Source organism: Parabacteroides faecalis (assembly GCF_022809355.1).
In the GTDB taxonomy this organism is placed as follows: Bacteria; Bacteroidota; Bacteroidia; order Bacteroidales; family Tannerellaceae; genus Parabacteroides; species Parabacteroides faecalis.
In genome coordinates this window covers 1-22,341 of record NZ_JAKZMM010000018.1, presented here as the reverse complement: position 1 = coordinate 22,341, position 22,341 = coordinate 1, and the positions used below count along the sequence as shown (strand labels likewise).

Sequence of the window (22,341 nt, the reverse complement as noted above, 5' to 3'; positions counted from 1 at the left end):
TATCAATGATATGAATAGAATTATTAGTAGTCTTTTCTTATTATGTTTGATTTTTCGACTACCGTGTAATGCACAACAAGAACGGATTAATTTGGCAGGATCATGGAAATTTTCATTAGATTCGACTAAGTTTGACTCAGAAATAAACTTGCCTGGATCAACAGATGAGGCAGGTATTGGAGAGAAACATATATCAGGGACAAAGTTATATACGGGTAATTCTGAAATCTGGCAATTAGCCCGAAAGAATGTATTTATAGGAATTGCTTGGTATCAAAAAAAAGTTGAAATTCCCAAGGAATGGAAAGATAAGCGAGTTATACTATCTTTGGAACGTTGTATGTGGCAAACCCGTTTGTGGATAAATGGGCATTATGTGGATGAAGAACATAGTCTGTGTACCCCTCATCAATATGATATTAGTGACTATTTAAAAGTTGGGAGTAACGAAATCCGTTTGTGCATTGATAATTCTCCCTATGTCCATTTAGGCTCGTGGAGTCATGGGTATGCTCCCGGAATACAAACTGTTTGGAATGGAGCTATAGGTGATTTGTTTTTGGAAGCAAAAGATAAAATCTCGGTGGAAGGTATACAATGTTATCCGTCGTTAAAAGAAAGAAGTTTGCATGTTAAGGGGGAATTGGTTAACTATGCAAAGAAAGCGAAGAAAGGAACATTTGATTTTACTGTATTAGATCCAAACGGACAAGTCATCTTAAATAAAAAGGAATGGATTGTTAGTCAGAAAGGAGTTATAGATTTTTCAGTCCTTTTACAATCAGAACACCCTTTGTTAGCATGGGATGAATATACTCCTTATTTATATACGCTGGAAGTAGAGTATAAGTTTGGTTCTTATAAAGGGAAAGAACAAGTGAAATTTGGTTTTAGAGATGTTTCTGTGGAGGACGGAAAATTACAGATAAATGGCTATACCTTATTCCTTCGTGGTGAACATGATGCTGGTAGTTTTCCATTAACAGGTTATCCGTCTATGAATAAAGAAGACTGGATCAAAATATTCCGAACAGGGAAAGACTACGGGATGAATCATTGGCGTTTTCATTCATGGTGCCCGCCTGAAGCTGCTTTTGAAGCTGCAGATGAGGTTGGTATTTATTTACAACCGGAACTAACACTGTTTTCTCAAGACTGGGAGCATACATTAGTCGGGCAAGACGCCTCTCGAGATGAGTTCCTTTTTTCTGAACTACAACGGCTCTTAGATACGTATGGTAATCATCCTTCATTCTTACTGATGTGTATGGGAAATGAATTGAGAGGTGATGCTTCTGTGTTGGAAAAGTGGGTAGATTATGGCAAGAAACATGATAATAGACATTTATATGCAGGAAGTGCTAATCTTGAAGCGATGGGGAGATATTTACCTCTTCAAGGGGATCAGTTCCAGGTGGCTCACGCAGTAAAAGTTGATGGTAAGAGATTCGAACGTCGAATGGGAAGTTATTTCAATACGGAATGTCCTAATACGGCGAAAGATTATTCGTATACATTGGTTACTCCCTATAATCAATGTCCGATCATTACACATGAGCTTGGCCAATGGGAAGTATATCCGGATTTTTCGGAGATCGAAAGATATACAGGAGTTTTATCTCCTAGGAATCTGGAAGTATTTAAAAGTCTTTTGGAACAAAAGGGGATGGGGAATATGGCTTCCGATTTTCTAATGGCTTCAGGAAAATTAGCAGCTCTTTTGTATAAAGAAGATATAGAACGTGTGTTGCGTACACCCGGTATGGATGGATTCCAGCTTCTTGATTTGCGAGATTATCAGGCGCAAGGTAGTGCATTGATCGGGTTGTTGAATGCGTTTTGGGATAGTAAAGGACTTATCACACCGGAAAAGTTTCGCCAATCATGCAATGATGTTACATTGTTATTGAAGATGCCCAAACGAACATGGAAAAATCAAGAGACTTTTATAGGAGAGGTTGTTATCCCAAATTATAGCAAGCATGACTTGGATGATATTCATATATATTGGGATGTCTTATGTGATGATCATGTGGTGTACGCTGATAGTTTGGAATTAAATAGAATCCCGCAAGGGCAGGTATTCTCTTGCGGTCATATAAATTTCCCTTTAAATAAATTCGTAAAAGCCTCTAAATTGGATGTACGGTTGGAGATTCCTTCTTTGGGAATCACTAATGAGTATGATGTATGGACTTATCCTGAACAGGTCGATGATGAGCAAGACAAGGTAATTATTGCAAAAAGTGCGACTCCGGAATTATTGAAGGAAATAGAAAATGGCTCGATTGTTTTGTTGGTTCCGGATAATACACCCGATGTCGAACGGATGACATTCTCTAATCCTTTTTGGTCAACTATTTTGTTTGATTATCAACCTAAAACAATGGGGTTACTATGTGATCCTACACATCCAATCTTTAAAGAATTTCCTACAGATGGATATACAAATTGGCAATGGTGGGAATTAGTTTCATCTGCATCAGTTGCTAGAATTAATAAAACACCATCATCATACAGACCTATATTACAGGTAATAGATCATCCTGTGCGTAATGATAAGTTAGGTGCAATTATGGAAACTCGTATAGGAAAGGGAAAATTACTTATTTGTATGTTGGATATTTTATCTGCACCGGAGAAACGTATAGTGGCTCGTCAGCTAAAATATAGTATTTTACATTATATGAATTCATCTGATTTTCATCCGGAAGAAGTTCCTGGATTGAAAGAGTTGTTCTTCACTGATAGTATGGAGGGTGGAGTTTATCAATCAATTCATTCTTCGGATGAGAATGTGGAATATCCTATATCGAATATGTTCGACGGATCAACGAAAACTTATTGTATTTTACCCGCAGGGGCGGATACGGTTCTTATTGAGATGGAATTGAAATCCGAGAGATATATAACAGGCATGAAACTGCCAGTGAAAGCGGAAGGCATCAAAAGTTTTAACCTGTATGTGACTAATTGCAAGGATAAGAAAGGGGAACCCATTATACAGGAGAAAGGTGATAAATTGGAATATCAAGCCCAAACATGGGATAATGGTTTTACGATTCAAAAAGGGAAAAAAGGAAAATATGTTTATATAATAATAGATAAATCTAGTACTATTGATAGTCGTTTATATGAATTAAATTTATTGTTTGGTGATTGAAGTAAAAAAAGTTAAAATTTAATTGTAAAATGCTTACATGAATAATAATATATATTATACTTTGTTTCTGTAGAGTTATTTGTTATATAAATGATCACGACCTAATAATACTGAGTGTTTTTAGGTTCGTGATCATTTGTTTCTATTTTACGTTGATTCTATAACCCCTTCCGTAATAGCCTTCCATAAGTTGTCGGATGGTACGGGTGCAATGATTTCGATAGCTTCTTTTGATACCGGATGGATAAATGAGGCACTGTGGGCATGCAAACTGATTCCACCATCAGGATTTGAACGATCGAAGCCGTATTTAAGGTCTCCTTTGATCGGACATCCCATTTTGGCCAGCTGACATCGTATCTGATGATGGCGACCGGTTTTTAAATCAATTTCCAGGAGATAGTATTTATCGGAATGTGCCAGCAGCCGATAGTGCAGAATCGCTTTCTTTGCGTTAGGACGCTCCGTGTCATAAGCATAACTTTTGTTCTGCTTCTCGTTTCGGACTAGCCAGTTTACCAGTTCATCTTCTTCTTTAGGCGGACGATTCTTTACGATAGCCCAATAGGTTTTCTTAACGGCTCCTGTACGGAACATCTCATTCAAACGCGTCAACGCCTTACTGGTCTTGGCAAAAATAACGACACCACTTACCGGACGGTCCAGGCGATGGGTAACACCGACGAATACATTCCCCGGTTTGTTATACTTTTTCTTCAACCAGTCTTTCAACAGGTCAGAGAGCGGAGTATCTCCCGTCTTGTCGCCTTGTACGATTTCCCGGCAGGTTTTGTTGACTGCTATGATGTGATTGTCTTCGTAGATGACTTCCAAATCTATTGACTATTAATAATTGACAATGGACAATTGATCTGAAAAATATCCAGAAATCAATTGTCCATTATCAATTGGGTTTTACATATTCATACCACCATCAACCTGAATAACTTGACCTGATACGTAAGATGACATATCAGAAGCCAGGAAAGTAGCGATGTTGGCAACATCTTCCGGTGTACCGCCACGACGCAAAGGAATCTTCTTGCACCATTCCTGACGGATTTCTTCAGACAAAGCAGCAGTCATGTCTGTGATGATAAAGCCCGGAGCAATTGCATTGGCACGAATACCGCGAGAACCTAATTCTTGTGCGATAGATTTTGCCAAACCAATCATACCGGCTTTAGAAGCAGAATAGTTACATTGTCCGGCATTTCCGTGTACACCTACTACAGAAGCCATGTTGATAATACTACCTGAACGCTGCTTCATCATGATAGGAGTACAAGCATGGATAAAGTTGAATGCTGATTTCAAATTGACATTCAGTACGGCATCCCACTGTCCTTCGCTCATACGCATCATCAGACCGTCTTTGGTAATACCAGCATTGTTTACCAAAACATCAATACGTCCGAAATCTTTTACGATTTCTGCTACAACCTGATGTGTTTCTTCGAAGTTGGCAGCATTGGATGCATATCCTTTAGCTTTCACGCCTAATGCTTCCAATTCTTTCTGTGTTGCCAGACCATTCTCATCGATTACCAAATCGGTGAATGCAATGTTTGCTCCTTCAGAAGCAAATTTTAAAGCAACAGCTTTACCGATACCACGGGCAGCGCCTGTAATAACGGCTACTTTACCTTCCAATAGTTTCATATTCTTTTTTCTCTTTTAAAGATTAACATTTAATCAAACAAGCACCCGTTGAATAACCTCCGCCAAAGACGGTCAAGGCTATTAGGTCGTTTTTCTTGAACTTATGTGCATTTTGTGCATACACTAAGGCTGAACTGACAGATCCGGTGTTTCCTAATTCTTCAATGTTGTGTAAGAATTTTTCTTCCGGCAAGTTCAGTTGTTTGGCAATATTAGCCATGATTCGCATGTTTGCCTGGTGACCGATGAAATAACTCAGGTCATCTAATGTATATCCGTTCTTTTCCAGCAGAAACAATACGTTCTTAGGCATATAGGTACAAGCCTGCATGAATACATCACGTCCTTCTGGCATCATAATACCACCGTCACGCGGACGTAAATGTACTGCTTCGGGAGCTTTCGGTAAATAACCTAATCCCTGTGTATATACTTCGATAACTTCGGCATCTTTTTCTGTAATTCGTTCTTTGGATAAAAAGAAAGCAGCAGCGGCATCTCCCCATAGATGTCCGGCTTTCGGATCGGTTTCGTTCCAATAGGCCGAGTTTTTATCAGCTCCTAAGATGAGGGCCTTGCTGGCTTTCCCCATAGCAAAATAACCTTCTACTACTTCTAGCGCATTGATGAATGAAGAACAAGCAGAAGATAGATACAAAGCTTTCGCATTTGTGATGTTAAATTCGAACTGAGCGTTATGGGCTGCCGTAGCAACTGTATCATAAGGTGAATAGGAAGCGGAGATGATAAGATCTACCTCTGTAATGTCGTAAGGTAATTGAGGCAGGGCATTCCGAAGAGCTTCCATACTCATGGTGTTAATATTTTCTTCCGGTTTAGCGATTGAACGGGTACGGATTCCTGTACGTTGTTCGATCCATTCGCTGGTTAGGCCATTCAACTCCAAAAAATGTTGGTTATCTACCCGCGCTTCGGGTATATAAAAACCTGTCGCATTAATATACATCGTCTCTTGATTATTTCTTTATCTTAATACCATTGAATATTAAATTCACTACATTGTCTCTACGTTTGATGCGTTGGCTGATATTATCGCCCATGATACCTCGGATATAGGGTACTTCCAATCCCTTTAGGGCATGGTGTAAAACCAACGCAGTAATATCGGTGTCGGGCATAGAAAATATACCTTCTTTCACGCCGTCGTCGAGTATGCTTTTCAGAATTTCAATTTCGCGCATATCAAAACTTTTGCGGACTTTTTCTACACGCCAAATATCTCGGAAAAAGGTAGCTCGTAATGTACCGTTACGGAAAACCAATGCTTTTACTGCATCCAGGCGGGCATATATGAAGGTCATCAGTTTTTCGTCGGCAGGTAAATCCTTTTCGGCAACGTCACACAACATCTTATGCAGGCGGTTAAGTTCTGATTCAACTACAGCCAGATAGATCTCGTTTTTGCTTTTGAAATAGGTATATAATGTCCGGCGTCCTTTTTTGGAAGCCAGTGCAATATCATTCATTGTGGTGTTATCAACCCCCATGCGGGCAAACAGTTGTCTGGCCACATCGATTAACATTTCCCTCGTTTTTGAAACTGTCATCGGCATAACGTATTGCACATTTTAAATAGATTTGTGCGCAAAAGTACTTAAAAAGAATCATATAATAACAAGTCGGATAAAAAAACTTGCGAAAAATTTGTTCTTTGTAAAAATTGTCTTACCTTTGCACCCGAAATCATTCAAATAATGATTAAACTAGATCGCGGAGTGGAGCAGTGGTAGCTCGTTGGGCTCATAACCCAAAGGTCGTCTGTTCGAATCAGGCCTCCGCAACAAAGCAGAATCAGGAAGAGAATCCAAATCTTTTGGATTCTCTTTTTTATTTGTAATAATGATTCTATATTGAGGTAAAAAACAAAAGAAACGAGAATCAATTTCGATTCTCGTTTCTTTTGTTTTTGATCTTCGTTTATTTTAATCAGACTTCTCCTCCAGCTCCGGTGAAACTGGTCAGACTGATGGTTTCTTGTTCTGTAAATGCTTCGCGTCTATACTTGCAGTGTTGGAGTGCACACGTATTACATTTCAGTTTATCAAAGATATTACACGGATCCAAATGGATTGTTAGCTGTACCTTATTTGCATATTTGTCACGTAGAAGATCTTGCAGTTTGGCTGCTTCCTGATGACCTTCTTCGATGGTATAATACCAGGGTATCGTCAAATCGCAGTCAATATACAGATAACTTCCAGACTTGATGATGCGTGTATTATGTATGTCAATCCATTCAGGCGGACGCTTTTCGTTCAGTGTTTGGACGAGATCATTTAATAACTGTTCGTCGGCTGCATCCAGCAGGTTGGCAATTGTCTTGCGCAGAATGGATATTCCGGTTCCAGCAATTAAGCCTCCGAACAATAACGCCAGTAAACTATCAATCCAAACAATTTGGGTTAAATAGAGTACAACAAGACCTGCAACTAGACCGATGGTTGAGTAGGTATCGGATTGTAAATGCTTTCCTCCGGCAATCAAGGCCATGGAGTTATAGCGTTTCCCAATACGGATACTATACCATCCCATCAGATAATTAAGTAATCCGGAGAAAGCAACAATGTAGATACCGATATCCAAGTGCATAACTTCTACCGGTGAAAACAGACGCATGATACCTTCGTAAATGATCATGGCACCGGCAATGCTGATAAGTATGCCTTCTATAGAGGCGGATATCAGTTCTATTTTCCCGTGTCCGAATGGATGGTGTTCGTCTTTCGGCAGAGCGCTCCAGCGTAGACTGCCTAAACTGATAAATCCGGCAACGACGTTGACAATACTTTCCAAGGCATCCGTCAGGACTCCTACAGACTGTGTGATGTAATAGGCTATAAATTTACCTATCAGAATCAGACAAGAGATGGTTACAATATATTTTTGTACCTTCTGTTTTAATGCTTCTTCATCTATTTGTTTTTCCATTTTAAATAGATTGAATTAAACATATGGATTCGGATTATTCTACATATAGAACCAATCCTTTCAGATATTCACCTTCCGGATGATAAATATTGACCGGATGATCGGCCGGTTGTGTCAATTGATGCAAGATGCGGACATTTCTTCCGGCTTGGGCTGCAGCGCTGAAAACAGCCAGTCTGAAATTCTCTTTGCTGACAACCTGAGAGCAAGAGAACGTGAACAAAATACCTCCCGGCTGAATCTTCTCGAAAGCTATGGCATTCAGCTTGCGGTATCCTTGCAGGGCATTGCGCAAAACATTCTTATGCTTGGCAAAAGCCGGAGGATCAAGGATGATCAAGTCGTAATTATTTCCCATCCGTTCCAGGTATTTGAATGCATCTTCTGCAAATGCCTGATGTCGGGGATCTCCGGGAAAGTTTAACTCTACATTTCGGTTTGTCAACGAAATGGCTTTGGCCGAGCTGTCAACAGAATGTACTAACTTGGCTCCGCCTCGCATGGCATAAAAAGAAAATCCACCGGTATAGCAGAACATATTCAAGACAGACCGGCCTTTGGAGTAATGTTCCAGTAAAGAACGGTTTTCCCGTTGGTCAACAAAGAAACCGGTTTTTTGTCCTTTTTGCCAGTCTACGCAAAACTTCAATCCGTTTTCCAACGCGATATCTTCTACATCATGTCCGTAGATATATCCGTTTTCACTGTTGAGGTCTGCTTTGTAAGGCAGTGTTGTCTCCGATTTGTAGTAGATATTCTGTAGCGTATCGCCCAATACTTCTTTCAATGCTTCGGCAATCTCAAGCCGGTATTTGTGCATTCCTACTGAATGTGCCTGCATGACAGCAGTATGTGCATACATATCTATTACCAATCCGGGCAGACTGTCGCCTTCTCCGTGTACCAATCGGTATGTATTGTTGTTGGGAGTATTGGCTAATCCCAAAATACAACGTAATTGATAGGCAGAACGGATTCTTTCCACCCAGAATGTATGATCAATCTCTCGTTGGGTAAACGATAATACCCGTACGGCGATGCTTCCGATCTGGTAATGTCCTACAGCCAGGAACTGCTGGTTGGCACCATATACTTCGACCAAGTCTCCTTCTTCCGGTTTCCCTTCAATGCGTTGGATGGCTCCGGAAAATACCCACGGATGGAAACGTAACAAAGATTCTTCCTTCTTGGGTTTCAGAAATACTTTACTGTAACTCATTATGCTTGATTATTCAGTTGTTTATAAATTTGCAGGCACGCCCATGCGTCTAGGGCGGCATATTTTTGCTGGGACGAAGTCAATACATCAGCTTCCCAGTTCGACAGTCGTTGTCCTTTGGATATTTTCTTCTGGAAGAGGATGGCATATATCTTCTGTAAGCTGGCCTCTTCTATGCCGAATTGCTTTACGTAAACTTGTAAATCGAGGAAGTTTTGCGGTTCAATCTCGATCCGTTTACGCATGGCTCCGAAGTCATCCCGAAGCGACAGACCTACTTTAAGTATATTGGCATTGCCCAACAGATGTTCGAGTGATTCGGGAAATCCCATATAATTCAGCCGGAACAGGAAGCACGTGTCGTCGGTAGATAATTGGACCAGCGATACTTTGAAGCGCTGTCCTTTCTTGAAACTGGGACGTGTCTCCGTGTCAAAACCTATCATCGGAAATTGAGAAAGATAATCAACCGCTTTGTCTGCATCTTTTTCGGTGAGCAGCGTGATGATTCTTCCTTTAAATTCCTCAATGGGTAATAAGGCGATTTCCTCTTTGGTAATCTTATTTACATATTTCTCAATCATTCACTTTCTTTTAATTCGTTCAAACTCTCATCGGCATAACGCAGATGATGTAAGGCTTTCAAAGCATTCAGCAACGGTTGTCCCCAATAGTTACAGAAGTTCTGATAACACAGACCAATGGTTTCGCGCATCACGAATTCATTACCTTGGCGGAACAGTGAAACGAAGTTGCCCACATCCTGATATACGTCAGCCAGATTCTCAGAGATAAAAGCAATGATCGGTGTTTCACTATAAGCCATATCCGGATGGAAAGTATCCAGATAAGAGTCTTTGTCTTCCAACAAAGCTGCAATGCTGGAACGGACAGATTCGTACATCTCTTCGGTGACACTCATCTCCGGTTCGAATAATTCATCCGGCTCGATTGCAGGAAGCAGTGAGGCTTTCAGGTAAAGCAACGGCAATATCTTGGTCGCTTTGTCAACAAAGTCTAGCAGTTCCGAACGGTTGGCTCTTTCAACAAATGTGCAATATTCGAGAGCTACTGTTACGAACTCCAACGTGTTCCGGTCATATACAGGATTGTTCTCTTTTTTCATCGCCTCAGAAATATCTTGATTATTATGCAGATCTTGAAAATAAACGCCTACTTGATTCAGTAAAATCGAGTCTGCTTTTTCGATTTGCAAAGTTAGTAATATTATTTGTTTCTTAAAAAATTGCCGATGCATTAATTAATAAGGATATTTTACGTAAGTTTGCAAAACAAAAATCGAATAAATAGATATGGCGAAAAAGACAATAAATAAAAAGGTAGATGATACGAAGCCTAGTTATTGGGCATTGTTCAAGGCTTTCTTTACGAATGAAAGAACCCGGTTTATTACGGGCTTGGTTTGTGCGATTGTGACGATTTATATCGGACTGGCACTGATATCTTTCTTCTTTACAGGCGCAGCCGATCAGAGTAAGATTGAGAATGTCCCGGTAACGGATTTGTTGACTAACCAGGGTTCGGTAGAAAACTGGACTGGTGTGCGAGGTGCTTTCCTGGCAGATCTGTTGATGAATCGTTGGTTTGGTATTTCTTCTTTTATGATTCTGTTCTTCTTGGGTTCGGTTGGAGCCAAGCTGATGAACATTAAACAGATCTCTTTGCTCAAACGATTTATTTTCTGTTTGGCGACATTGATTTGGGGTTCTTGGTTCTTTGCCTTTTTCTTTATTAGCGGTTATGAAGATACCTTTATTTATTTAGGTGGCCAGCATGGATATTACACGACGGAAATCTTAAAGAACAATATTGGTATTCCGGGAACATTCCTGCTGTTGGTGGGCTTTTTCCTGATTATTGCGATTTTCTCCAGCAAACGGACGATTCCTTTTTTGCAACGGGCTTTCTCTTTTTCTTGGATTGGAAATATTCACTGGAAGCGTAAGAAACAACCGGTGGCAACAGAGCCTGCGTCTGAAAAGCCAGTGGTAGAAGAAGAGGAGTCTTCGCCAGTAATGGATGTAGAACAACCTTCGCCCGAATATGTGTTCGATACGGAAAAGGAAATTGAAAAGGCTGAACAGGAAGCTGCCTCTGCCGTTGTTGAAGCAGAAGCGGATGAAAAGCCGGAGTATGTATATAATAATGTAGAGGAAGTGGAAGAAGAACCACGTGAGCTGGTTTCTGAAGATCCGGAATTTTCGGTTGAAATGGCTCCGGACGATGATGCCGATTATTCGGGTAAGGCTTTGGGTGACTACGATCCTCGTCTGGATTTGTCACAATATGTGTTCCCGACTTTAGGATTGCTTGATCCGCACGATACAGGTGTTCACGAAGTCAGCATGGATGATTTGAATGAGAACCAACAGCAGATTAAGCAGGCATTGGAAGAATTCAACATCAAGATTGCTTCTATCAAGGCAACAGTCGGACCAACGGTCACTTTGTATGAGATTATTCCGGAAGCCGGAATCCGTATCGCCAAGATCAAAACGCTGGAAGATGATATTGCGTTGAAGCTGGCGGCGTTGAATATTCGTATTATTGCCCCGATTCCGGGTAAGGGAACAATCGGTATTGAAGTACCGAACAAGAATCCGCAGACGGTATCAATGCAGTCGGTTATCGCTTCGAAGAAGTTCCAGGAATGCAAGTATGAGTTGCCGGTTGCCATGGGAAAGACCATTACAAACGAAGTGTATATGTTCGATCTCTGCAAGACTCCGCACTTACTCGTAGCAGGTGCGACCGGACAAGGTAAGTCTGTCGGTTTGAATGCGATCATAACTTCTCTGTTATATAAGAAGCATCCGGCAGAATTGAAGTTTGTTATGGTCGATCCGAAGATGGTTGAGTTTAGTATCTATTCGAAGATCGAACGGCATTACTTGGCGAAACTGCCGAATACAGATCATCCGATTGTAACAGAACCGGCTGATGCTGTGGCAACACTGAACTCGTTGGTTGTCGAAATGGAAAACCGTTATAAATTATTGGTATTGGCTAATGTCAGAAACATCAAGGAATACAATACGAAGTTTATCAGCCGTCATTTGAATCCGGAGAAGGGACATCGCTTCTTGCCGTATATTGTGGCTATTGTCGATGAGTTTGCCGATTTGATTGCCACTTCCGGCCGTGAGATAGAATTACCTATTTCGCGTATCGCTGCCAAGGCTCGTGCCGTGGGTATTCACATGATTCTGGCAACGCAGCGACCGGATACGAAAGTGATTACGGGTACGATTAAAGGTAACTTCCCAAGTCGTATCGCCTTTAAGGTGGCATCAATGATCGACTCTCGTACTATTTTGGATGCTCCGGGTGCTAACCGTTTGATTGGTCGGGGTGATATGTTGATTTCTGTTGCCGGTAGTGATACGATTCGTGTCCAGTGTGCTTTTGTTGATACGCCTGAAGTCGAGAATATCGTTAATTATATCAGTGAGCAGGTTGCCTATCCGACAGCCTACCTGTTGCCGGAATATGTAGCCGAGAATGATGGCGACAAATCCTTGGGAGGTGTTGTAGATCTTTCGGAACGTGATCCGTTCTTTAACGAAGCTGCCCGGTTGATTGTTATCCAGCAGCAAGGTTCAACGTCTTTGATCCAGCGTAAGTTTGCCATCGGATATAACCGGGCCGGACGATTGATGGATCAGCTGGAGGCAGCCGGAATCGTAGGACCGTCAGAAGGAAGTAAGGCGCGCCAGGTATTGATCCCCGATGAATATACCTTGGAGCAACTTCTGAATAGCCTGAAGTAAGAATAGGATAATATTGAATGTAATTTAATACGAGTAGCTAATAACTTAGTTGGAAATGAAAACGACTTGTATCTTCGGATGCAGGTCGTTTTTTTATGGGGTATGGATTGGAAAAATCCGGTCGTTTTAAGCAGTGTTTTTTGACAATGCCTTTTTCATTTTAAAAGGATAAAGGTTACATGTTTTTCCGAAAGCTTATATAGTTAAGTCTTTTTCATATATAAATTATACCGTTTCACCCAGGTGATACGATCATCCCACATAGGTGGAACGATCGTTCCACAAAGGTGAAGAGATCGTTCCACAAGTGTGAAACGATATAATTTTCTTAAGTTGCAGATATCGTTCTGTCATTTAACGGATTTAGTTGACTTAAAATCTTTTTATAAATAAATGAGGTTGACTCCCGATTGGAGTTATTCATATACATGGTTGTCTTATAAAGGATATTTCTGTTAAAGTGCAAGTAGAAATTAGTCTTTAATTGATATTTGAAAGAAATACTAATATTTTTCTTTTAAATTCTTTGTTTGTTAGAATTATTGTTCTACATTTGCAACGTCAAACAAACATAAAGATAAAAGAACAAAAATGTTGAATATTTCTTTGCATATTATCTTAGTCGTGGTCCTGCTAGTCATTAGTTGGTAAGGAGAAAGGTATGCAAGATGCGAATAAAGTTGACAACGATATTTCTTACAGCCTTTCTCTATTTTGGGAAAGGCTTTTTTCTTACTAAGGGAATAAGAAATTGAGTAATTTGAGAATGCAAAAAGAAGGAGAAACAAATATGAAGAATCCGTTGAGAAGTTCCTTCAGTACGGAAGGACGCCGAATGGCTGGGGCACGTGCTTTATGGTGCGCCAATGGCATGAAGAAAGAACAGTTCGGGAAACCGATCATTGCTATTGTAAATTCGTTTACTCAGTTTGTGCCTGGGCATGTACATTTGCATGAAGCCGGACAGATTGTGAAAGAAGAAATAGAGAAACTGGGATGCTTTGCCGCCGAATTTAATACCATTGCTATTGATGATGGTATAGCCATGGGGCACGACGGAATGTTGTATTCACTTCCTTCGCGTGATATTATTGCTGATAGCGTTGAATATATGGTAAATGCTCATAAGGCAGATGCTATGGTTTGTATCAGCAATTGTGATAAAATCACTCCGGGTATGCTAATGGCTGCCATGCGGTTGAATATACCTGCCGTTTTTGTATCGGGAGGTCCGATGGAAGCCGGCGAATGGAACGGTCGTCATCTTGATTTGATTGATGCCATGATTGAAGCGGCTGATACTTCCGTCAGTGATGAACAGATCGGAGAAGTTGAACGCCATGCTTGTCCGGGTTGCGGGTGTTGTTCGGGTATGTTTACGGCAAACTCGATGAATTGCCTGAATGAAGCCATCGGTTTGGCTTTGCCGGGAAACGGTTCGATTGTGGCAACACATGCCAATCGGGTACAATTGTTCCGGGATGCAGCCAAGCTGATTGTCAAGAATGCTTATAAATATTATGAAGAAGGTGACGATAGCGTTTTGCCTCGACAAATAGCTACAAGACAAGCCTTCTTGAATGCCATGTCGCTTGATATAGCCATGGGAGGTTCAACCAATACAGTTCTTCACTTATTGGCGATTGCTCAGGAAACGAATGCTGATTTTACGATGGATGATATTGATATGTTATCCCGTAAGATACCTTGCCTTTGCAAAGTGGCGCCGAATACTCCGGTTTACCATGTACAGGACGTTAATCGGGCAGGCGGTGTTTTGTCGATCTTACATGAGTTGCTGAAAGCCGGACTGATTGATGGAACCGTTAAGCGAGCTGACGGATTGACTTTGGCCGAAGCAGTGGATCAATTTGGAATCACGTCTCCGCATGTAACGGAAGAAGCGGTGAAGAAGTATAAGAGTGCACCGGGCAATCGCTTCTGTATTATGATGGGTGCGCAGGAGAATTATTATCAGGAATTGGATACCGATCGTTCTACGGGTTGTATCCGTGATATCGAACATGCTTATTCGAAGGATGGAGGTCTGGCAGTACTGAAAGGGAACATCGCATTAGACGGTTGTGTTGTCAAAACAGCTGGAGTGGATGAAAGCATCTGGAAGTTTGCAGGTCCGGCCAAGGTATTCGATTCTCAGGATGCTGCCTGCGAAGGTATTTTGGGTGGCAAGGTCGTTTCCGGAGATGTAGTAGTCATTACTTACGAAGGTCCTAAAGGAGGACCGGGTATGCAGGAAATGTTATATCCGACATCCTATATCAAGAGCCGTCATTTAGGTAAGGAATGTGCTTTGATCACGGATGGCCGTTTCAGCGGAGGTACATCAGGCTTGTCGATCGGTCATATTTCTCCGGAAGCAGCTGCCGGAGGAAATATCGGACTGGTAAAAGACGGCGATATCATTGAAATAGATATTCCTAACCGTTCCATTCGGGTACGACTGACTGATGAGGAACTGGCTGAACGCCGGAAGGCTGAAGAAGCTCGTGGAAAGAAAGCATTTACTCCGCCATTCCGCCAGCGTGAGGTATCGAAAGCCTTAAAGGCATACGGCAAGATGGTTTCATCGGCAGATAAAGGTGGCGTAAGAATAATTGAAGACTAAGTAAATCGCATAGAAATATATGAAAGAAACAATAACAGGTTCAGAAGCATTGATGCGCTCATTGGAGCATGAAGGTGTAAAGACGATCTTTGGTTATCCGGGTGGTGCTATTATGCCGGTTTACGATGCATTGTATGATCATTTGGATAAAATAAACCATATATTGGTTCGCCATGAACAAGGAGCGGCTCATGCTGCACAGGGTTTTGCCCGTGTGTCTGGAGAAGTGGGCGTTTGCTTGGTGACAAGTGGACCGGGTGCTACGAATACTATAACCGGAATAGCCGACGCGATGATAGACAGTACGCCTATTGTCATGATCGCAGGGCAGGTTGGTGCCAACTTTTTAGGTACAGATGCTTTTCAGGAAGTGGATTTGGTAGGCGTTACGCAGCCGATTACAAAATGGAGTTATCAGATTCGTCGGGCCGAAGATGTGGCATGGGCAGTTTCACGGGCTTTTTATATTGCTAGGAGCGGTCGTCCGGGTCCGGTTGTATTGGACTTTGCCAAGAATGCACAGGTAGGCTTAACGGAATATGAACCTGTTGATGTAGATTTCATTCGTAGTTATGATCCGGATCCGGAAATCGATTATAAAGAAGTAGCAGAGGCGGTTGCGTTGATCAATTCAGCGAAGAAACCGTTGGCTTTAGTAGGACAAGGGGTTGAATTGGGTAATGCACAGCAAGAATTGCTGGCTTTTATCGAAAAGGCTGATATACCTTGTGGTTGTACGATGTTAGGACTTTCGGCTCTGCCTTCTACGCACCGTCTGAACAAAGGTATGCTGGGTATGCACGGAAATTTAGGTCCGAATGTAAAGACCAACGAATGTGATGTCCTGATTGCGATCGGTATGCGTTTTGATGACCGGGTAACCGGTAAACTGGAGACTTATGCCAAGCAGGCGAAAGTGATACATTTGGATATAGATCCGTCTGAGTTAGGAAAGAATGTTCCGGTAGATGTTCCCGTTTTAGGTAATTGTAAGAAAACGCTGGCTTTACTTACCGAGTTAATCCAGAACAATCGACATAGCGAATGGATTGAAAGCTTCCGGCAGTACGAAGAAACGGAATTCAATCAGGTAATACGCAAAGAAGTATTTCCGGATGAAGGTCCGCTGAATATGGGAGAAGTAGTACATGTTGTAAGTGAAGCGACTGACAATGATGCTATATTGGTAACCGATGTAGGTCAGAATCAGATGATGGCCTGCCGCTATTTCAAGTTTTCCCAGCAGCGAAGTATTGTAACTTCCGGAGGAATGGGAACGATGGGCTTTGGTTTGCCGGCAGCAATAGGGGCAACGTTTGGCCGTCCTGACCGTACGGTGTGTGTATTCATGGGAGATGGTGGTTTACAGATGACGATGCAAGAACTGGGAACCGTTATGGAACAGAAAGCCCCCGTTAAGATTATCTTGCTAAATAATAATTATCTGGGCAATGTTCGCCAGTGGCAGGCGATGTTCTTCAATCGTCGTTATTCCTTTACACCGATGATGAATCCGGATTATATGCAGATTGCAGCTGCTTATTCAATTCCTTCGCGAAGAGTTATTGAACGTTCAGAGCTGCGTGATGCTGTTCGTGAGATGTTGGAAACGGATGGTCCGTTCCTGTTAGAAGTCTGTGTAGTGGAAGAAGGAAATGTTTTGCCGATGACGCCTCCGGGAAGTTCGGTAAACCAAATGCTGTTGGAATGTTAATGCTGGAGGAGGAAGATTATGGAAAATAAGAAATTATATACGATTATAGTACATTCTGAGAATATTGCCGGTATATTGAATCAGATTACGGCTGTTTTTACACGCCGGCAATTGAATATCGAAAGCTTGAATGTATCGGCTTCGTCGATCCGGGGTGTTCATAAATATACGATTACCTGCTGGACTACGCAAGATATTATCGAGAAGATTGTCAAGCAGATTGAGAAGAAGATGGATGTCATTCATGCGCATTATTTCACAGATGATGAAATCTTTCAGCGGGAAATAGCGATGTATAAAGTATCTACACCGGAATTTCAATCAAATCCCGAAGCATCAAAAGTAATCCGTCATTACAGTGCTCATATTGTAGAGGTGAATCCGGTCTTTTCGATCGTGGAAATGACAGGTACAAGCGAAGATATAACATCCCTTTATCAGGAATTGAGTTCCTTGAATTGCGTGCTTCAGTTTGTACGCTCAGGAAGAATTGCTGTCTCGACTAGCTGTTTTGAACGGGTAAATGAGTATCTGGCTCATCGGGAAGAGCGTTATCACAAGGAAAAATAACGGAATCAAAAGAAGAGAGTTGTATGACGGAAGATTCGAAAATAGGGACTTACGATTTTGTCGCAGAACCTTTCCATGTAGATTTTACGGGAAAGCTGACGATGGGTGTATTGGGTAATCATCTCTTGAATTGTGCCGGGTTTCATGCTTCCGAAAGAGGTTTCGGAATGGCTACACTGAACGAAAATCATTATACGTGGGTTCTGTCTCGCCTGGCAATTGAATTGGATGCGTTGCCCAATCAATATGAAAAGTTCAGTATCCAGACGTGGGTAGAGAATGTCTATCGTTTGTTCACAGATCGTAATTTCGCTTTGGTGAATCAGGAAGGAAAGACGATTGGTTATGCCCGCTCTGTTTGGGCAATGATCAGTATGGAAACACGAAAGCCGGCTGATTTATTGACATTGCATGGCGGTAGTATCGTAGATTATGTTTGTGATAAACCTTGTCCGATCGAGAAACCGGGAAGAATCAAGGTGACCGAAACAAATCCGATTGCTGAATATCAAACGAAATACAGTGACATTGATGTCAACGGTCATGTAAACAGTATTAAATATATCGAGCATATTTTGGATCTTTTTCCGCTCGAGCAATTCAAAGAAAAGCGTGTATGCCGCTTTGAAATGGCTTATGTGGCCGAAAGCTATTATGGTGATACGTTGAGTTTCTATCAGGAGAAGGTAGGTGCGGACGAATACCATATTGAAGTGAAAAAGAACGGTACGGAGGTAGTCGTACGCAGTAAAGTGATATTTGAATAGATTATTAATATAAATGGCAGCGGAAGCTGCCGGAACTAAAAAGAAAAGAAAATGGCAATAATGAATTTTGGCGGTGTTGAAGAAAATGTAGTAACCCGCGAAGAGTTTCCTTTGGAAAAGGCTAGAGAAGTGTTGAAAGATGAAGTCATCGCAGTAATCGGTTATGGTGTACAGGGTCCGGGTCAGAGCTTGAACTTGCGCGACAATGGTTTCAATGTAATTGTCGGACAACGTCCAGGTAAGACTTATGATAAAGCCGTAGCCGACGGTTGGGTTCCGGGTGAGACTTTGTTTGGTATTGAAGAAGCTTGCGAAAAGGCTACCATTATTCAGGTATTGCTTTCAGATGCAGCTCAGATTCAATGCTGGCCGATGATCAAGAAACATCTGACTGCTGGTAAAGCTTTGTACTTCTCTCATGGTTTTGCTATTACTTATAAAGAACGTACAAACATTATTCCTCCTGCAGATGTAGATGTAATCATGATCGCTCCGAAAGGTTCAGGTACTTCTTTGCGCCGTATGTTCTTGCAAGGACGTGGTTTGAACTCTAGCTATGCAATCTATCAGGATGCAACAGGAAAGGCTTGGGATCGTGTCATCGCTTTAGGTATCGGTGTCGGTTCAGGTTATCTGTTTGAAACTACATTCAAGAAGGAAGTTTATTCAGACTTGACTGGTGAACGTGGTACATTGATGGGTGCAATCCAAGGATTGTTGCTGGCTCAGTATGAAACTTTACGTGAACACGGACACGAACCTTCTGAAGCATTCAATGAAACAGTAGAAGAATTGACGCAGTCGTTGATGCCGTTGTTTGGTGAAAACGGTATGGACTGGATGTATGCTAACTGTTCAACAACTGCTCAGCGCGGAGCTTTGGATTGGATGGGCCCGTTCCACGATGCCGTTAAGCCTGTCTTTGAAAAACTGTATAACGAGGTAGCTTGCGGAAACGAAGCACAGCGTTCTATCGATTCTAACTCACAACCGGATTATCGTGAGAAGTTGAACGAAGAACTTCGTCAGTTACGCGAAAGCGAAATGTGGCGTACTGGTGCTGTTGTTCGTAAATTGCGCCCCGAAAACAATTAAGAAATGCTATCAGGAAACTGACTTTGCTGGGCAAAGTCAGTTCTCTTTGATCTAAATCATACGAGAATCGGAAACGAATCCATCGAGAATCGTTTTCGATTCTCGTTTCTTTTATGGTCAACGTTAACCTTAACCAGATCAGAAGTATAATCACTCTTATAAAAACACCTTTTGAATAGTAAAATCTGTCGGATTTATGGTAAAATCTGTCACATGTAGTTTTTGATAGATAAAAGATTGATTCTGTTATCCTATGCAGAAATCCCGTTTTTCCTTTGCGAAAAACTTGAATTTCAAATATAATGTTATTATGAAGATCTTTTTTCTTGTTTGTTATTTGATAATTATGTTAATGATAGAATTAAGAAGGTATGGAAAATTAATAGATCGATAAAAATAATTTGAAACAAATTGGATACTTACTAGAAACTCATATCTTTGAGTTTTATATATTAGTAGAAAGATTTATTTTAATGTGGCTTGAATCTGATGCTGAATATGGAGAAAAGACATTATAAATTAATTATGAAGTATATAATGACAAATTATTATCAACCATAGAAGAAACGGGTTTGGCTGATAATACCATAATTGTTTTATGGGGCTATTATGGTTGGCATTTGATTGTGCTTATAGTTATTATAATGATGGTATTTCTGTTCAGATTCCAGATTATAGCTGATAAAAAGCCGGAAGTAGTAGAGCGTTTATATGCGAAATATATAGGTGATCATTTATTTGAAGATTGTATTAAATAAATATTAGAACGGATTATGAAGAATTTTTTATCAACATGTGTGTTATCGGCTGCGGGATTATTCTTGTCAGCATGTGCAACTCAACCGAAAGAAGAACCGATTGACTCGGTAATCGAACGAGGATTGAAGACCGCTACCGATCAAGCCTTACTTATGGCTAAGGAATTGGAAAATCAAGATGGAAAACTGCCTAAATCGATGAAGGATGGTAAGTTGGAAGTCAGTGATTATAGTTGGTGGTGCAGTGGCTTTTTCCCTGGTGAATTGTGGTATTTATATGAAGCTAATCCGACACCTGAATTGAAAAAGTATGCTGAATTATATACAGAACGGTTGGAAAAAGTAAAGAAAATAACTTATAGTCACGATGTTGGCTTCATGTTGAATTGTAGTTATGGTAATGGCTATCGTCTGACGGGTAATCCGAAGTATAAAGATGTCATGATAGAAGGCGCTCATTCGCTCGCCACACGTTATAATCCACATATAGGATTGATACGCTCGTGGGATTTCAATAAACAGAAGTGGCAGTATCCGGTCATCATTGACAATATGATGAACTTGGAATTCCTGATGTGGGCAGGTCGTGCGACGGGCGATAATGCCTTCACTCAAATGGCTATTTCACATGCTGACAAGACAATGGCTAATCATTTCCGCCCGGATTATAGTTGTTATCACGTAGTATCGTACGATACCATAACAGCTCAGCCGCATATCAAACAAACGCATCAAGGATATGCTGATGAGTCTGCTTGGGCACGTGGTCAGGCATGGGCTTTATATGGTTACACGATGATGTACCGCGAAGCCAAGAAACAGGCTTATTTGGAGCAGGCTAACCATATTGCTCAGTTCTTGATGAATCATCCAAACATGCCAGCAGATAAGATTCCTTATTGGGATTTCGACTGTCCTGATATTCCTAATACTGTGCGTGATGCCTCTGCGGCAGCTATCATGGCTTCTGCTCTCATTGAATTGAGTCAGTTTAATCCAAACGATTTCGGAAAGCAATGTCTTACCTTTGCCGAACAACAGATTCGTTCACTGACTTCTCCAGCTTATTTGGCAACAACAGGGACGAATGCAAACTTTGCCATCATGCACTGTACAGGCCATCTCCCGGGAAACAGCGAAGTAGATGTTCCTCTGAGTTATGCCGATTATTATTATGTAGAAGCGTTGCTTCGTTTACGAAACGTATTGAATAAGCAGTAAGATGAAAGCAAAGAAGATTTTATTAGCCGTTATTTGTTGGTTGACAGGTTGGTCGATAGGCTTTGCTCAGACAACCGGAGCCGAAGACCGTGCTGTATGGGTCGAGAAGATGGTTCAGATTGCTGATCCGGTATTGACCAACCTCAGCCAAAATACTCTGAAGCAGAATATGCCTTATGAATCAAAAGACCCAAGTCGGCAGAAGTTTTCCTATTTGGAAGCTGTAGGGCGTTTGATTTGTGGAATTTCTCCGTGGTTGGAATTAGGCCCGGATGATACACCTGAAGGAAAGCTGAGAGCAAAATACATCAATTTAGCTGTGAAAGGTCTGAAGAACGGTGTGAATCCAAATTCTCCCGATTATCTGGAGTTCGGCGAGCCTTATCAACCTTTAGTAGATGCGGCTTTCCTGGCACAAGGATTGTTGCGTGCCCCGAAGCAACTTTGGGGAAACCTTGATGAAGAAGGTAAAGCTTGGATGATTACCGAGTTGAAACGTAGCCGGAATATCAAAGCATGGGAGAATAACTGGTTGCTTTTTGCCTCAATGGTGGAAGCTGCTTTATTGGAGTTTACAGGCGAATGCGATATGGAAAGGTTGACATATGGTGTGAAACGTTTTCGTGATGATTGGTATAAAGGAGATGCTCTTTATGGTGATGGTCCTACTTTTCATCAAGACTATTATAATAGTTACCCGTTGGCGGAATTAAATTAGCGCATATTTAACTTTGCCAATGGGTTTGTTGTTTTTATAGTTGATGTATTGTAGGATTGTAAGTGCGCTAATCTTCCCTATAATTCGG

At 41.3% G+C, this 22,341-nt stretch carries 16 protein-coding genes, 1 tRNA gene and 1 pseudogene; 10 read left to right on the top strand and 8 right to left on the bottom strand.

Annotated elements, in window-relative coordinates; translation table 11 throughout:
• Window positions 1-10 precede the first annotated feature (10 nt).
• Window positions 11-3,163, top strand: a complete 3,153-nt coding sequence (locus MUN53_RS08500) for a sugar-binding domain-containing protein (protein WP_243324748.1) — start codon at window positions 11-13, stop codon at window positions 3,161-3,163.
• Between the two features lie 147 nt (window positions 3,164-3,310).
• Here the strand turns inward: MUN53_RS08500 and MUN53_RS08495 are convergent, their stop codons facing one another.
• The 4 genes from MUN53_RS08495 to MUN53_RS08480 form a co-directional block, all read right to left on the bottom strand.
• Window positions 3,311-3,997 (bottom strand): RluA family pseudouridine synthase, encoded by a 687-nt coding sequence (locus MUN53_RS08495; protein WP_243324747.1) that lies wholly within the window; start codon window positions 3,995-3,997, stop codon window positions 3,311-3,313.
• Window positions 3,998-4,078: 81 nt separating this feature from the next.
• Window positions 4,079-4,825: a 3-oxoacyl-[acyl-carrier-protein] reductase gene (gene fabG, locus MUN53_RS08490; RefSeq protein WP_022455543.1), complete on the bottom strand. Its 747-nt coding sequence runs from the start codon at window positions 4,823-4,825 to the stop codon at window positions 4,079-4,081.
• Between the two features lie 22 nt (window positions 4,826-4,847).
• Entirely contained in the window at window positions 4,848-5,792 is a 945-nt protein-coding gene (locus MUN53_RS08485) for a 3-oxoacyl-ACP synthase III family protein (RefSeq protein ID WP_022455542.1), read from the bottom strand.
• A 10-nt stretch (window positions 5,793-5,802) separates the two neighbouring features.
• Window positions 5,803-6,399: a TetR/AcrR family transcriptional regulator gene (locus tag MUN53_RS08480; protein ID WP_022455541.1), complete on the bottom strand. Its 597-nt coding sequence runs from the start codon at window positions 6,397-6,399 to the stop codon at window positions 5,803-5,805.
• Between the two features lie 156 nt (window positions 6,400-6,555).
• Between MUN53_RS08480 and MUN53_RS08475 the strand changes: the two genes are divergently transcribed.
• Window positions 6,556-6,627, top strand: a tRNA-Met gene (locus MUN53_RS08475).
• Between the two features lie 145 nt (window positions 6,628-6,772).
• Here the strand turns inward: MUN53_RS08475 and MUN53_RS08470 are convergent.
• From MUN53_RS08470 to MUN53_RS08455, 4 genes are read right to left on the bottom strand one after another with little or no spacing between them, the layout of a single operon-like run.
• Complete coding sequence (locus tag MUN53_RS08470) at window positions 6,773-7,774, bottom strand: cation diffusion facilitator family transporter (RefSeq protein ID WP_243324746.1); 1,002 nt, start codon at window positions 7,772-7,774, stop codon at window positions 6,773-6,775.
• 34 nt (window positions 7,775-7,808) lie between these two features.
• Window positions 7,809-8,993 (bottom strand): class I SAM-dependent rRNA methyltransferase, encoded by a 1,185-nt coding sequence (locus MUN53_RS08465; protein WP_022455539.1) that lies wholly within the window; start codon window positions 8,991-8,993, stop codon window positions 7,809-7,811.
• Window positions 8,993-9,577: a 3'-5' exonuclease gene (locus MUN53_RS08460; protein WP_243324745.1), complete on the bottom strand. Its 585-nt coding sequence runs from the start codon at window positions 9,575-9,577 to the stop codon at window positions 8,993-8,995. The genes MUN53_RS08465 and MUN53_RS08460 overlap by 1 nt, the downstream gene beginning before the upstream one ends.
• A complete protein-coding gene (locus MUN53_RS08455; protein WP_243324744.1) occupies window positions 9,574-10,119 on the bottom strand; it encodes a DUF5063 domain-containing protein in 546 nt (181 codons plus the stop codon). Before MUN53_RS08455 ends, MUN53_RS08460 begins: the two co-directional genes overlap by 4 nt.
• A 187-nt stretch (window positions 10,120-10,306) precedes the next feature.
• Between MUN53_RS08455 and MUN53_RS08450 the strand changes: the two genes are divergently transcribed.
• From MUN53_RS08450 to MUN53_RS08415, 8 genes and pseudogenes are all read left to right on the top strand, one after another.
• The gene (locus MUN53_RS08450; RefSeq protein WP_243324743.1) at window positions 10,307-12,784 is read left to right on the top strand and encodes an FtsK/SpoIIIE family DNA translocase; all 2,478 of its coding nucleotides are present in this window, start codon (window positions 10,307-10,309) and stop codon (window positions 12,782-12,784) included.
• A gap of 790 nt (window positions 12,785-13,574) precedes the next feature.
• Window positions 13,575-15,410: a dihydroxy-acid dehydratase gene (ilvD, locus tag MUN53_RS08445; protein ID WP_243324742.1), complete on the top strand. Its 1,836-nt coding sequence runs from the start codon at window positions 13,575-13,577 to the stop codon at window positions 15,408-15,410.
• A 19-nt stretch (window positions 15,411-15,429) separates the two neighbouring features.
• Window positions 15,430-17,124, top strand: coding sequence for a biosynthetic-type acetolactate synthase large subunit (gene ilvB, locus MUN53_RS08440; RefSeq protein ID WP_022456222.1), 1,695 nt, complete (start codon window positions 15,430-15,432; stop codon window positions 17,122-17,124).
• Window positions 17,125-17,142: 18 nt separating this feature from the next.
• Window positions 17,143-17,694 carry an acetolactate synthase small subunit gene (gene ilvN, locus MUN53_RS08435; RefSeq protein WP_022456221.1) on the top strand — a complete coding sequence of 184 codons (552 nt, stop codon included), beginning with the start codon at window positions 17,143-17,145 and terminating at the stop codon, window positions 17,692-17,694.
• 23 nt (window positions 17,695-17,717) lie between these two features.
• The gene (locus tag MUN53_RS08430; protein ID WP_243324739.1) at window positions 17,718-18,461 is read left to right on the top strand and encodes an acyl-[acyl-carrier-protein] thioesterase; all 744 of its coding nucleotides are present in this window, start codon (window positions 17,718-17,720) and stop codon (window positions 18,459-18,461) included.
• A 51-nt stretch (window positions 18,462-18,512) separates the two neighbouring features.
• Entirely contained in the window at window positions 18,513-19,556 is a 1,044-nt protein-coding gene (gene ilvC, locus MUN53_RS08425) for a ketol-acid reductoisomerase (RefSeq protein WP_022456219.1), read from the top strand.
• Between the two features lie 773 nt (window positions 19,557-20,329).
• The gene (locus MUN53_RS08420; protein WP_243324737.1) at window positions 20,330-21,535 is read left to right on the top strand and encodes a glycoside hydrolase family 88 protein; all 1,206 of its coding nucleotides are present in this window, start codon (window positions 20,330-20,332) and stop codon (window positions 21,533-21,535) included.
• Between the two features lies 1 nt (window position 21,536).
• A pseudogene (locus tag MUN53_RS08415) lies at window positions 21,537-22,232 on the top strand (DUF2264 domain-containing protein); the annotation flags it as partial.
• Window positions 22,233-22,341 lie beyond the last annotated feature (109 nt).